Below are 14,254 nucleotides of genomic sequence, written 5' to 3' on the forward strand. Positions count from 1 at the left end.
AGAAAGAGGCTGTCCCCGGTCATTTTATGACCTATGGGACAGCCTCTTTGAATCGGCAGCCATTATTGCGACTCAGGCTGCGCTCCCGTGTACAGAGATTGCGGGCGGAAAATGCGGTTGATACTCGCTTGCTCCAGCAGGTGAGCCGTCCATCCGACCACCCTTGCAGCAGTGAAGGTCGGCGTGAACAGATCGGACGGCAGCTGGATCGCCCGCATAATGGATGCGGCAAAAAACTCTACGTTCGTGTATAAACGACGGCCCGGCTTATATTCCTCAAGCAGGCGTATGGCCGTTTCCTCTACATGAATCGCGAGATCGAACCAAGGATCCTGACCGGTCATGCCGGAGGTGACAAGACGCAGCGCTTCCGCTCTCGGATCGCGTGTCTTGTAAACCCGGTGGCCAAAGCCCATCAGCCGCTCACCTTGTTCCAGCTTGGCCCGCAGCCATGGCTCCGCATTCGCTTTGGTGCCGATATCCTCGAGCATCGCCGTGACTTCCGATGGAGCGCCGCCATGCAGAGGCCCTTTCATCGCACCGATAGCACCGGATACAGCCGATGCCATATCCGACTGGGTGGACAGCACGACGCGGCCCGCGAAGGTCGAAGCATTCATGCCATGCTCCATACCGAGAATGAGATAAGCCGTCAACGCCTTGCTGTGCGCTTCCTCCGGCCGCTGACCGGTTAACATGTACAAATAATTCGCCGCGTGCGCCAGAGCGGCATCGGGCTCGACAAAGGCACGGCCCGTTTGCTGCCGGTACCGGTAAGCGATGAGTACCGGCAGCTTCGCTGTCAGGGAGATGGCCTGCTCGATTGTAGGCGGCCACGCGTAGTCGATGGAAGCGATGATCGTCTGCAGCACAGACATCATCGGAAGCGACAGCGGCAGCACATCCATCAGCTGCCTCATCTGCGCCGGCAGCTCCCGCTGTTCGACCAGCTTGCTCTGCAGAGCGGCCAGCTCCTCCCCATTCGGCAGTCTTCCGTACCACAGCAAATGACAAACTTCCTCGAAGCTCTTGGAAATAGCCAGATCTTTGGCCCAGTGACCCCTGTACACCAAATATCCATTTTCACCATCCACCAGGCTAATGTCCGTTTCCGCAGCAATGACGCCTTCCAATCCCGTTACCTTTGCCATCGTTAACACTCCTCATACAATAATTGAACCGCTTCTGCTAATACATTTAGCATAACGCATCAGATATATATTGTAAATTTATCGTTTTATATATACCATATAAAATTATTTTATCAATCAAAGCCGTTCCCCTCCCATTGCATCGTTTGGCACGGATAGGCACCAAAAAAAGGTCCATTCCAGGTCACGACAGGACCCGAAATGAACCTTTTATTTTACTGAGCCGGTGTTTCTCCTTGTTGATCCGATGGAGGCTGCACGGCGGACGGCTGCTGCGTCTCAGACTCCTGTTGTTTTCGGCGGAACAGCCTTTTCACCAAGGCTCCAATACCGCCCAGGGCGGCCAGAATGAGCACGAAAAACTTTTTGCCGAAAAGCGCTATCGTTGCCAACAGTCCGACCTTCTTGGCTGCAACGAGCCCGGCCCCTCCCAAAATAAGGGCGGACAGTCCATACTCCGCTGTTTTATCCTTAGAGGCATCGAACTCCTCATATTTCTGTCCGGCTTTAACCTCAAGCTTCGGAAGAATTTTCTCATTCAGCACTTTTCGGTCGGCCTCCAAATGCTCCGGGTCCGAGACCAGAATGACAGACACTGTGCCCTGACGCGTCAGTAAACGGACGTTGTAGTTCAGAAACGGCTGCTTCTTCTCATCCTCCAGCTTCAGAGACCACGACAGATTATGTGTTTTCTCATCGTAAAAGGGCTCGACATCCCATCCCGTTACATAAATCCGGTCGCCTGGCTGTTTATCCTTATTCGCTTCTTCAGTACCCTTCTTATAGCTTTTCAGAATCGCATTCGCATCGATTTTCTTTTTCTCATCATCTTTGATATGGCCGGTTTCATTATATTCAAAGATCACTTCCCAGTTTTGAGTGTCATCCTTTGGATACACACTGCCGATCTCTCGTCCTGACGGTATGTCATGAGCCTCTTTGCTCAACTTGATCGTATCCTCGGCATTTAGCATCACCAGGGACGGGTCGAGATCAATCGATACGATGTTTTTCATCTCCACCTTTTTCCCGCCGTCGATCCAGTTGTACGTATTTTGCGCTGCCATTGCGCTTCCGCTCCAGGATAAGCTGAGAGCCAGTGTTAACCCTAACAATCTTTTTTTCATCTTCATGTCCTCCATTGTTTTGCGCCTGCTGCATAGAAGGGTACGTACAATTCCTTTCAGATTTACGTGACTTTTTACTTATATACATTACGGGCTGTTTGGTGTACCTTGTAATAACCTTTCTTTTGTCAATCCCATATTACAACATTAAAATGTGTATTTTTTAACAAAAATGGTTATTATTTGGTTTTTTTATTGATTTAACATTTGTCGGCATCCGCCTCTCATTTCTTTAGCTTTATTTTGTGACGGATTGGTGAACGCAGTTTCCCCACCCCTGCTCCGCCAAGGATAACCGTGATAACCGGCCATCTTTCTAAGTTGGCACGCTCCTATCTACTGAAAAACAAAAACCCATCCGACGCTATCACATCGGATGGGTTCTAGTCCTATTTAAAAGTTCATTTAATCACAACGGCAGCCTCCTTACGGAGTCTCGTTTTTTTCCGTACCAATGATCGTATCGGTCCAGGCTTCATAACACTTGGCTATCGCACTCATGTCTTCCGCTCCCCAGCCGCTGTTGCAGGCGATCTGGAAAATTTGCTGTACCGAAGCACGCATCGGCACAGGCACCTCCAGCGACTCGGCGAGGCGTCCGGCCAGCTTCAAATCCTTGAGCATCAATCGGGTCATGAATTGGGCCGAAAAATCCCGGCTCAAGATCTTCGGTCCTTTCATTTCCGCCATGCCGCTGCGGCCTCCGCCCCCTCCCAGCACTTCCAGGAACAGCGCCGGATCGCCGCCGGATTTCTGGATCATGGCCAAGCTCTCCGCAAGCGCCGTCAAATTCGCCGCAACGAGCATGTTATTGGCCAGCTTCGCATTCGCCCCGGCACCGCTTGCTCCCATGTACACGGCCTTCTTCCCCATCGCGTCGAACAACGGCACACAAGCCTCATAGGCTTCCCGCTTCCCGCCAACGATAAAGGTCAGCACACCTTCGATCGCTTGAGGCTCGCTGCCGGTCACCGGGGCATCCAGCATATCCACGCCAAGGGAAGACAGCTGTTCCGCAAGCTTCTGGCTTGTCACCGGATAGATCGTGCTGCAATCCACTACGATACGGGGTTTATTTGCTTCCGCCGTTTGACATGCCGCAGCAATTCCCTGTGCGCCAAGATAGACTTCCTCCACGGCGGCATCGTCCGTGAGCATGGTGAACACAATATCCGCTTGCCCCGCAGCTTCCGCCGGCGAGGAAGCGACACGAACGGAACCGAGAGCTTCAAGCTCCCGGGCTTTCTCACGGTTCCGGTTATACACAACAAGGGAATAGCCCGCTTTATGAAGATTTGTCGCCATCGGCTTGCCCATCGTGCCTAATCCGATAAATGCAATATTCATCCTTGGTTCTGCCTCCTTGATCTGATAGGTTCCTTATTTCAATACAAATTCGGTACGGCTGCAGCCTTCCTTCGTCTTACGAACCTCCAGAACGGCCGGGAATGCCTGCTTAAGCTCTTGTACGTGTGAAATGACGCCGATCATCCGCCCTGCCCGCTGCAGATCAATCAAGGTCGTAATCGCTTTGTTCAGGGAGTCTTCGTCCAATGAACCGAAGCCTTCGTCGATGAACATCATCTCGATGGAAACGCCGCCTTGATGCGCCTGGATGACATCGGTCATCCCTAGGGCAAGGCATAGGGAGGCATTAAACTTTTCACCGCCTGAGAGCGTCTTTACATCCCGGTTTTGTCCTGTGTAGGCATCATACACATCCAGCCCCAGACCGCTTTGCTTGCCCCGCGACTCCAACCGGTCGCTCCGCTCCAGCAGGAACTGCCCATTGGACAACTCCCGTAAGCGCGCATTGGCTGCCTGTAGGATCTGCTCTAAAAATTCTATCAAAATATAACGTTCAAAGGAAATTTTCATAGAATTATCCCCTTTGAGCATCTGGTAAATATCCATCACCTGCTCCAAGCGTGCCTCCTGCTCCCGCACCTTCTCATATGCAGAGCCTATCGCTGTGTGCAGCCGCTCCGCCTCCCTGCGACAATTGTCCGTGTGCTGCAGCCTGGAAGCGGCCTGCTCCAGCTCCTGCTTCGTACGCGTCATGCCGGTGTGCAGTACCTCCAGCTGAGGGCGCTCCCTGCCGGCCAGCTCCAGCTCCAGCGCCGCCAGCTGCTGGGACAATGCGGCGAACGCGGTTTGGAACGCTTCGAGCTGATCCTTCAGGCTATTTCTGGCCGCCTCAGGCAGCTTGCAAGCCCCGAGCTCGTCCATTGAAGCGAAGCCTGATTTGGCCAGCTCCTCCTGGAAGCGGCCGGCCGCTTCCTGCCTCGACGCTTCAGCCTCCTGCAGCTGCAAGGCCAATTGGGCCTCGCTCGCCTTCTCCTCGGCCCACCGCGTCTGCCGAAGCTGCCGCTCCTCCTGGGCCGCTTTCCAGGCTGCATCCAACCGCTGCACGAGCGCCTGCTGCTCCTTCGTCCGCTGCTCCAGCAGGCTCGGCGTACGCAGCGGCTCAGGAATGCGCTCCAGCTCATGGTCGAGGAGCGATTGCTTCGTGCTGCGATCCACCGTAAGCTGCTGCAGCTGGCCGGTCAGCTGCTCCTTGTCCAGCTGCAGCCGGTCGAGCTGCCCCTCCAGCTGCTCGGCCTCCTGCTTCAGCTGCTGGAGGACGCCGGCTTGGTCCGTCAGCTGGGCAATGTCCGCCGCCAGCAGCTTCCCTTCCCGCTCGGCGGCGGCAAGCTGCTCGCTCAAGCCCTCCGGCACGATCCCGTGCTCGGCGACGGCTTCCGCGCTGCCATCCCAGCCCGAGCGCGCAGCGGCCGCTTGCGCCTTCGCCGTGCTCAGCTCGTGCTGAATGTGGCGCAGCGTATCCTTCGCCTGCTGCAGCGCTTCGCGCGACGGCACGGCCTGATCCGCAGACGCCTTGTGCGGGTGCGCCTCGCTGCCGCAGACAGGGCAAGGCTTGCCGTCATGCAGATGCGCTGCCAGCAGGCTCGCTTGCCCTTCAATCCACAGCGCTTCGAGCCGGTCATGCTCCTCCTGCGCTCCGAGCGCCATCCGTTCCCGCTCTGCTTCCAAGCGCTGCATGTCGGCCAGCTGCTTCTCAAGCAGCGTCAGCTCCTTCAGCAGCTTGTACTTGCTGCGCAGCCGATCGCGCTGCAGCAGCTTGTCCGGCAGCGCCGCACCGGCGGCTTCCATCGCCTTGATCCGCTCTGCGCCCCGCTGCTTCGCCAGCCGGGCCTCGGCCAGCTTCGCCTCCAAGCCGCTGAGCCTGGAGGCTGCGATCTGCTCCTCGGCGAGCAGCCGCTTCACCTCGAGCCGCTGGGCCTCGAGCGACCGCACGGCAGGCGCCAGCTCCGCCAGCCGCTGCAGCTCCCGCTCCGCCTCGCGGCGCTCCGGCTCCCGCGCCTCCTCGGCGCGGTACCGCTCGTCCGCCCGGGCGCTCGCCTGCTCCGCCGCTTGGACGTCGCGGCGCTTCGCTTCGTGCTGCGCACGCTTCGCTTGCACGTCGCGCTCGCTGCGCGCAGCATGCTCCTCGTACGGCTCGATGCGCGCCGCCCGTTCCGCGAGAGCAAGCCTTCGCGCCTGCTCCTCGGCGGTGGGCCGCTGCGCCTCCAGCTCATCGCGCCGGATCCGCTTCCCGGCGAGCTCGTCGAAGCGTCCATTCAGCGCGGACGCTTCGCGCAGCGCGAGCTCCTCCTGCTCCAGCCGGCGGGCCAAGACGGCTTTCTCACCCTCCGCCTCCGCCTTCAGCTGCGTGTAATGCGCAAGCTCTTCTGCCAAGCCGTCCAGCATTTGCTGTGCACTGACATGCTCCTGCTGCCGGGATGCGGCAAGAAGACTGCCTTCTCGGATCGGTAAAATATCGTAAACCTGCTTCCGGTACAGCTCCTGGGTCAGCTGGGCATCCTTCAGCGCATCCTTGCCTTCCCGGTTTTTTTGCTGGAATCGCTCTTCCAGCTTATAGTACAGGTTCGTACGGAATATACGCCGCAAAATCTCTTCCTTATTCTCTGTATCAGAGGTCAGCAGCTTGCGAAACTCGCCTTGCGGAAGCATTACAATTTGGCTGAACTGCTCCTTCGTCAGGCCGAGAATCGATTCCAGCTTGCTGTTCACATCCGACACCATGAACCGGTCCACGCAGGGCACATCCTGGCCGGAGGTTGTTTCGTACAGCTCGGCCTTTCCCCCGGTTTCGCTCTTGTTGGCGCCCTTTCGGTGAGGCATTTGGCGAAATACACGGTACGTCCGCTTCCCGACGGCAAAGCAAAACTCCACCGAGGTATGAACCTCCTCCTTGGCAAAATGACTGCGCAGCACTCTCGGCTCCGCGCGGTCCTCACCGCTTGCGAAGCCGTAGAGGGCAAAGCAAATCGCGTCGAAAATCGAGGTTTTCCCTGCCCCGGTGTTCCCTGAGATCACGAACAGCCTCCGGTCCTCCAGCCGGCTGAAATCAACGGTCTCCGTATCCCGATAAGGTCCGAAGGCGGTCATCGTCAAAAGAATCGGCCTCATACGGCACCTCCCTCCTCCCGCAGCAGCTCGGCATATGTATCGGCAAACAGCCGCTTCTTCTCCTCATTCAGCGGCAAGCCCTTCACTTCCTTATAAAAAGCTTCAAACAATGAAACCGGATCGGCCTCCCTGCGTCTTGCCACAGCTTGCTCCTCCGCAAGCTCCGCTCCTCCATCCCTGGAGCCGGAGTCACTCTGGCTTCTCCGCTCGACATGCAGCGCGTTCGGGTAATAAGCCCTCACTTTTTCCATCGGGAACAGCACCGGATTGTCGCTCAGCAGCGTCACGAATACGTAATCCTCGCTGATCGGCTGCTTCTCAAGCTCCTCGAGCGAAGCGATGACCCTGCGCATATCTCTGAGCGGCTTCAGCGGGCGCTTGTCCACCTGTACCCGGCCGGATTCATCGATTTCCACGATAAAAAAGCCTTTATTGTGACTTTCCTCCGATACCGAATATTTCAAAGGCGAGCCTGCATAACGGATCGTTTCCTGCTTGACGAAATGCGCCTGATGCAGGTGGCCGAGCGCCGTATAATGAAACGGCTCAAAGTGGTCCGCCCGTACATATTCCGCTCCCCCAATCGCCAGCGGGCGTTCGGAATCGCTCGTGTTATCCTGCGGCTCGCCCATTGGTGTAACAAATGCATGACCTACAAACACATGACGCGCTTGAGGATCCAGGGTTGGCCGGATTCGGGCTACAATCGCCTTCATCGCATCGTCATGCGACCGGATTTCCTCTTCTTCGAACGTATAACGGACCTGTGCCGGATCTGCATAAGGCACCAGGTGAAAATGCACCTCCCCGTGGGCGTCCTTCAGCACCACGGGCTTTAGCTCGGACCTTAGCTGTCCGACAAGGTGCAAGCCCCGCGCCTCCATAATTTTTGAAGCAAAATTCAAGCGGTCCGGACTGTCATGGTTACCCGAAACCGCCAGCACCGGTGTATTGAGGTCAATGACCAATTTCTCCAGCAGCTCATCCAGCAGCTCCACCGCTTCCGTCGGCGGCACCGCACGATCGTACAAATCGCCGGCAATCACGACCGCATCCGGCCGCTCCTGCTGTACGGTTTCTACCAGCTGCTGCAGAACGTACCGCTGATCCTCCGTCATGTATACCCCCTGCACCAGCTTGCCCAAATGCCAATCGGCCGTATGTATAAACTTCATTCCTGATTCCTTCCTTTCCGACAAACCGTACTGCCTTATATCATGTATTCGCGCTGCATTCCCCCGAATCCTTCGTGTGGTGGAGTTTACCAGCCATGAGATCGTGCACGAATTTCCCCCTATAATGCTGCATTCCTTTTCGTTTTTTTGCTGCCTGTGTATAAAAAAGCGGTATGAACCCCCTATATTTCGACTTGGTATAAATTGCTAAGATGGGGATGTAGCCCAAATGGCTATCCAATATTTTATGCGGAGGGATTTTATGAACAAATGTAAATCGTTTGCCCTGTTTCTTGCCATCCTGGCCCTGCTAACGTTTAGCCAGTCTGCATTTGCAAGCGCCTCCCCGATCAATTGGACAATCAACACAGACTATGGAAACGGTTATTGCACCTCAAACTTCAGAGAATACACGTTGACCGCCAACAGCGCCCAAGTTCTTCAATATGGACCGAATACGATCATGAGCTGTCATGTCGAGGCGAACGGCGTATCCTACGTAGAGGGAACGACTCAAATTTCTTTTGATTGGTCGTACAATGTAACCTCCGATTCCCATTATGCTCATATTTGGGTCTATGCCGAGGGGGTTTCGGACGCTTTCGAGGTGTATTGGGATTCGGAGCGATCGGATTCAGGCTCGTATACAATCAACCTGCCGAACGGATACACCGGGAATGTGCACTTTATTGCTGATGCAAGCTCTGACGCGTATTCCGCCGGATATTCGTATGCCGATATTACAAATATCACATTTAACTGACAATGAACGTGTAAAGATACGCTATCCTTCATAAAAGAACGGCTGATCACAGGGCGAGCTGCCTGTTGTCAGCTATTTTTTTGTATATGTGAAATAAATCACTTACTAAAATGCCGGCGAATCCTATACTTAAAGCAAGCTCACATCTCCTTTACACACTTTGTTTAGAAAGCCGGGATCCTCATGCTTAATCAAGGAAAAGGCAGTGCCTACGACACCTATTTTTTAAATACACGGTTTGTTCTTATTGTTCTGGTTGTCATAGGCAATCTGCTCATGCCGCTCCTCCCCCGCGATGCGGAGGCTCAGGCGATTGTACTGACCATTTTCACCTTCCATATGCCTGTCTTCGTGTTTGTGACCGGGCATTTCTCGAAGAGCTTTCCGAAGGATCCGCATGCCATGCGGATTCTGATGACTATTGTACTGCAGTATGTTATTTTTCAAAGCCTTTATTCGGCTCTCGATTTCCTGTTCTTCCATACTGGCGGCACGATTTATTCGTTCTGGGCGCCGTATTGGATGCTCTGGTTCCTGTTCAGCCATTTGTGCTGGAAGCTCCTGCTTTTGCTCTTTATAAAAATTAAGCAGCCTCTGGCAGCAGCTGTTTTGATCGGCATCGCCGTTGGTTATCTGCCCTTCGACGGCCTATGGCTCAGCGTGAGCAGGACGTTCGTCTTCTTCCCGTTTTTCTTGGCCGGATATTATTACCGGGGCGAATGGCTCCAGAAGGCGGCCCGTCAGCCGCTCGCGAAATTAGCCGGCAGTCTCGTGCTGCTGCTGGTCATCGCGGGATTTTACAGCGGCAGGCTTCCAGCAGGCATCGACTGGCTGCTCGGCAGCCGCACGTATGGGGAGCTTCACCTGATGCATTGGTATGCAGGCTTATACAGAATGGGTTATTATGCAGCGGCTGTCCTCGTATCTGCCGCGTTCCTCCTGCTGCAAACGGAACGGAAGGGGCGGCTGACCGAATGGGGCGAGCGGACCGTTTACGTTTTCCTGCTGCATGGAGCCGGTCTTAAGCTGCTGGCGGCGGCGGGCTTGTACAGCATGGCGGGCTTCCCTGCGGGAATTCCGGTGCTGTTAGGAAGCGCCATTGTTTTGACAGTGCTGCTGTCGCACGCTCGCGTGGCCGCTCTCACGCATCCGCTGATCCATCCCGACCCGGTGCTGCTCTCGAAGGCAAGACATTTCAGGCGGGCTTGATGCATGAAGCTGGGCATGGTGCATGAAGGAGAGCATGGTGCAGGTGACCGCCGGAGCCGACGCCGTTACTATACGACGTACCTTAAGTCGCTTCGTCCAGCGCCTCGGTTAGCTTTTCCAAAAACTCCTGTCCCTCCAGCTCGGCTACCTTATAAGGTTCAAGCTGTTCCAGCTTGTTCGTTACAACCACGCCATTGGTCTTGCCGATTAAATACTTTTGGGCTAAGCCGTTCAGCAGGTTCGCGTTGTCCTTTATCCGGAGCATCGTTTCGATCAGCACCTGCTGTGCCGGCTTGTCGAAATCTTTTTGCTGCACGGCCACTTTCTTGTGCGTGTAGCTTGTGATCACGTAATCGATATGGAGGTTTTTATGGAAGGCCACATAATAGATACACATCGAAAACAAGCGAGACCATGTTAAATCGTTAAACAAAAATTCCAATTCGACTTCCGTTGTGCCGTCCTCCCGGGGAAACTGCCGGATGATATTTCCGTTCGTCGTATAAATATCCATTGTCCTCATCCTTTCTTTCATTCTTCATTATCCGTTCATCTCTTGATTAATCACGCTTCAGAAGAGGCTCAAGCTTCACTCTCAGCTTTTCCATCGAGTCAATCCCTGCCGTTATGGTTCCCAATAATTTCTCGCGTTCCTTCGGTTCCTTCAGCTTCAGCGCAGTGCTGGCTTCGTTCCCCATCGCCGCCAGGCTGCCGTTAAGGTATGCAATAATATCGGCATACTTTTGCAGCTGTTCCGCCCCCTCCAATCCGATTGTAAACCGGATCTCTTGCCCGGTCTCTCCAAGGTTGGAGACGGGGAAGCCAAAGCTGAAGCGCATGGCAACGGGAAGACCCGTTTGCTGCATCAGCTTAACAATGCCTTTTTCCAGCACATCGACATTAAACTCATGAGCTTTATCATAATTTAAATCATGTCCGAAGATTTTGGCCAAAAATTCGTCATAACGCAAGGAAACGTAGCATGTGCCCTCATCCGAATTCGGAGTAATCTGGATGGCTCCGCCAAGCTGCAGACTATCGAACGCTGTATTTAGCTTGGTATGCATTTCTGTGGTATTCTCGCGAACTGCCTCCAAGTACTCCACCTGTTCCTTGCTTGTATACTTGAACAAGGCTTGAAAATAATTTACGATGCTGGGGTCCACCTGATTCTCATCCTTCGACTTTGTTAACGTTTCGTTAAACTGCTGCCATTTGTCCGGATCATTATAAGAGAAAATCAGTCCCCCGCTCTGTTTATCCATTCCAAGTTGAGCGAATTTAGTCAAGCTTTGGACAAACACCAGGTTCAATTGGCCTGATTGAATGTACGGGTGGGCAGCCTTCCGGATCTTAGCCACTTCCTCCTCGGTCGTATGGTTCAAAGTGATATCGACGATGACGGAGCACCTGAAGCTGTCGTCCGATTTCTTTGTCTCGAACAGCTGGATAATGAGCTCCGTGACTTCATTGGCCGCGATACTTTGTTTGGTGGCATCATTCGGATGGATATCAATAAGCACCATATCGGGAGAGGGTGAATCGACGTTAATATTTTTAAAGCGCTCCGTATCCAGATATTGTTCAATGGAGCTCGGTGTCTCCAGCTTAACCTTGCCGCCCTTGCTCGTATTTTGCGTGGCTCTAAGCTTGTCGCTGAGCTCGAAATATATGTTATAGAACGCCTCGATATTCAAGCCGTCGCTGCCGTTGGCCTTCACCTGTGCCGCTACCGCATCATACGCCTGCGCAAAGGCTTTAAGCCCGTAATCCGTTATATGGGCGCCTTGGAAAAAGCGGTCCTCGGTTTCCGACTCCGTCGCTTTAAACTGGGGAGCCCCAAACTCGTAGTCCTCATCGGGCTTGGCGCCTCTCCATTCCATGGCAAAAATCGCCGTTTCATGCATGGCTTGAATATTGCGGACAAAATCCTCGATTTTGCTTTGAGATAACAGGGCGTCCTCCAGATGCTGCTGCAGCTGTGCCAAAATAAACTTTGGCAGCGGACTATCCTCTTTCAGCGCACCGCTGTTCTCCAGCAGCGCAATTGCGGCCCTCGCCTCAATGCTGATGTAGTCCACTTCCCGGCTGTAGCCTTCCTTGAACTTCTCCAGCGCCAGCTTGGTTTTATCTAATTGATCGGCTGCCTGTGCGAGGCTCGTATAGGAAGCAGGATCGAAGCTTAAAATTTCCTCTTTGAGCTTGCCCAGACGCTCCCGGTCCGCCGATGGGGCTTTGGCAGACTGTGCTTCCATAATCCCCTTCTCTATATCCTTCAATTGCTCATGCATAAACAGCTTCCTGCTGGCTTCCGTCGGGCTCGGCACATTACCCGATTTGTTCACAGCTGTTTTGACTGCCATCCCCATCGCTTTATCATCTGTAAAAATCGCCGGCTGTGCGTATTTTTCATCCTTCTCCTTGATCTTCACGATACCGCCTGTGGTGACAACCATGTTGGAGGTAGAGAACGCATCTCCCGCTTTTTTCTTTAACCTTTCGAATAGGGCCCAAGCGCCTGGCTCCGTGAAGCCCGCCTGCTTAATTTCATTCTTAATGCTTTCCTTCTTACCAGTCAAAAATGCTTTAAATGATGGATCTTTAATTAAAGGTTTAAATGCTTCTTTCTTATTAGCGGTAATGGTTTCAGCACTTACGGTTTCACTCGGTGCTTGCCTATAAGCGGCTTTGAATTTATTCAATAATTTACCGGTAAACTTTTTTCCTTCCTCTGCATCGTTAAGCCACGTGTGAAAACCATCCATTTCTTCTAAAATACCTGGATCCTTTATAAGATCATCCGCTTTCATGACCTTGTTGTTCACCTTGGATTCCATTTGTGTAAGCTTATTCGTTCGTTCGATACCGTCTATGTGTTTAGCAAGATGGGTACTCACTTCATTTCTTGCCGCCTCTTTATGGCTCTCTTCGATGCCGCTGCTAGCTTTATTCACTTCCGTTTCGGCCATCTTCTCCGCAACGGCTTGGGCAAACAGCTTCTTAATTTGATTACCCAGTGTATTGGATAGCTCGATATTCTCCTCTACCGTACCCACCATTAAAGGGGTAATGTCGACAAAAGCCTGCGGGTTGCCCGGTACCTCCCAGTACTTGGTCAAATCTGCGTCGTTCGTCAGCAAATAGTCGGCCGACTGCTGAACCGTTTTGGTTAGCTGGCTCTTTATTCCATCCAGTGAAGCATCGGTTTTCACATTTACTTTCATCACCTGGAAAAATTGCTCCAGCACGCCTTCCATCTTCTCCGTTCTCGTCAGAACAAGCCGGCTCGAAGGATATTTATCCGGAAGCGTCTCCTCCAGTGCCGTTACAAAGCTTGTCGCAAAGGAGCGCATATACTGGCTGTCCTTCTGGTAGTTCAGCGGTGACGCCTGATAATCCATCCGTTCAATTTCCTCTGCCCGGAATAACGCATTCGAGATGAACCGCTGCAGCAAATACATGGAGATGGCGTCCTTCAGCCGCTGCTTTTCATCGGTGCTAATGCCCACTCTGCTGTCGATGGCTGCATGCTCCTTACGCGCTTCCCTCTCCGTCTCCATCCAGGAGCCGAACTGCTTCGACTTCAAATGCTCCTCGATATTAAACTCGCTTGCATACCCGGAGTCCTCATAATACGTATCCGGTGTCTCTTGCTTCCAATAGACGACCTTCAGCTGATTTCGAATTTGAAATTGTTTTTTGCTGCCGTCTTCGTTTTTGTTTACCAGTTTAAACTTAAATTTGGCTTTACCTTCCTGGTCATCTTTAAAGAAACCGTTATGTTTATCATCCTCTACAGGCTTTCGTTGAATCGATGCAGCCGCTCTTTGAGCAGGCATACGGGCGAAGCCTCTCATCATTTGAATTACCGCTTGATTGCCTACGGTCCGTTGAAGAGCCAGCGCCGCCCGGCCGGTCAGCGGAACATCGGCAGCCAGAGGTGCAAGGGGTATAGCAAGAGATTGGGAAGACTCCGGCGATTGTTCCCTTGAGGGCGTAGAATGGTGTGCGGCTTCGCTTTTCCCTGCCTGCTTGCCGGTTGGAACAGGATGATACATATGCGTCTCCCTTCGCAGCTTTTTGAATCTATCATACCATAAATGCCCAGCTTGGACGGGGATGATTCGACCCGACGTCCAGTCCCTTTTTAAAAAATAGCCCCTTGTCCTACTCACATATCCCCCCGCCGCTTGAATATATTTAGTAACAAGCACTTTTTTTCTATCACAGCCGGCTCTCCCTGTCTTTCCATAGGGCTTGGCCGCAGCGAATAGAACCTGCTTGTTGTCCTATTTCCCTTCCCTTTCGGTAACGATCTGCACCGTTCAAGCAACCCAACCGGACGACGCTTACGAT

At 53.3% G+C, this 14,254-nt stretch carries 9 protein-coding genes; 2 read left to right on the forward strand and 7 right to left on the reverse strand.

The genetic code is table 11. The annotated features are described in order from the left end of the window. Positions 1-62: 62 nt before the first annotated feature. From CF651_RS08870 to CF651_RS08890, 5 genes are all read right to left on the reverse strand, one after another. Positions 63-1,151 (reverse strand): citrate synthase/methylcitrate synthase, encoded by a 1,089-nt coding sequence (locus CF651_RS08870; protein ID WP_094014505.1) that lies wholly within the window; start codon positions 1,149-1,151, stop codon positions 63-65. 215 nt (positions 1,152-1,366) lie between these two features. Continuing rightward, on the reverse strand, positions 1,367-2,278 hold the full coding sequence (locus CF651_RS08875) for a DUF2167 domain-containing protein (RefSeq protein WP_245855797.1): 912 nt from the start codon (positions 2,276-2,278) through the stop codon (positions 1,367-1,369). 426 nt (positions 2,279-2,704) lie between these two features. Further along, positions 2,705-3,625: an NAD(P)-dependent oxidoreductase gene (locus CF651_RS08880; RefSeq protein WP_094014506.1), complete on the reverse strand. Its 921-nt coding sequence runs from the start codon at positions 3,623-3,625 to the stop codon at positions 2,705-2,707. Between the two features lie 33 nt (positions 3,626-3,658). Beyond that, complete coding sequence (locus CF651_RS08885; RefSeq protein ID WP_094014507.1) at positions 3,659-6,751, reverse strand: AAA family ATPase; 3,093 nt, start codon at positions 6,749-6,751, stop codon at positions 3,659-3,661. Next, positions 6,748-7,926 (reverse strand): exonuclease SbcCD subunit D, encoded by a 1,179-nt coding sequence (locus CF651_RS08890; RefSeq protein ID WP_094014508.1) that lies wholly within the window; start codon positions 7,924-7,926, stop codon positions 6,748-6,750. Before CF651_RS08890 ends, CF651_RS08885 begins: the two co-directional genes overlap by 4 nt. Positions 7,927-8,188: 262 nt before the next feature. Here CF651_RS08890 and CF651_RS08895 point away from each other — a divergent pair, with 262 nt between their 5' ends. Together CF651_RS08895 and CF651_RS08900 are read left to right on the forward strand one after the other, a co-directional pair. Beyond that, a complete protein-coding gene (locus tag CF651_RS08895) occupies positions 8,189-8,689 on the forward strand; it encodes a hypothetical protein (RefSeq protein WP_144029035.1) in 501 nt (166 codons plus the stop codon). A 183-nt stretch (positions 8,690-8,872) separates the two neighbouring features. Continuing rightward, positions 8,873-9,898: an acyltransferase family protein gene (locus tag CF651_RS08900; protein WP_094014510.1), complete on the forward strand. Its 1,026-nt coding sequence runs from the start codon at positions 8,873-8,875 to the stop codon at positions 9,896-9,898. Positions 9,899-9,980: 82 nt separating this feature from the next. Here the strand turns inward: CF651_RS08900 and CF651_RS08905 are convergent, their stop codons facing one another. Together CF651_RS08905 and CF651_RS08910 are read right to left on the reverse strand one after the other, a co-directional pair. Then, complete coding sequence (locus tag CF651_RS08905; RefSeq protein WP_094014511.1) at positions 9,981-10,412, reverse strand: hypothetical protein; 432 nt, start codon at positions 10,410-10,412, stop codon at positions 9,981-9,983. Between the two features lie 46 nt (positions 10,413-10,458). After that, positions 10,459-13,956: a hypothetical protein gene (locus CF651_RS08910; protein ID WP_094014512.1), complete on the reverse strand. Its 3,498-nt coding sequence runs from the start codon at positions 13,954-13,956 to the stop codon at positions 10,459-10,461. Between the last annotated feature and the right edge of the window lie 298 nt (positions 13,957-14,254).

The sequence above is a fragment of the Paenibacillus rigui genome, assembly GCF_002234615.1.
Taxonomy (GTDB): Bacteria; Bacillota; Bacilli; order Paenibacillales; family NBRC-103111; genus Paenibacillus_S; species Paenibacillus_S rigui.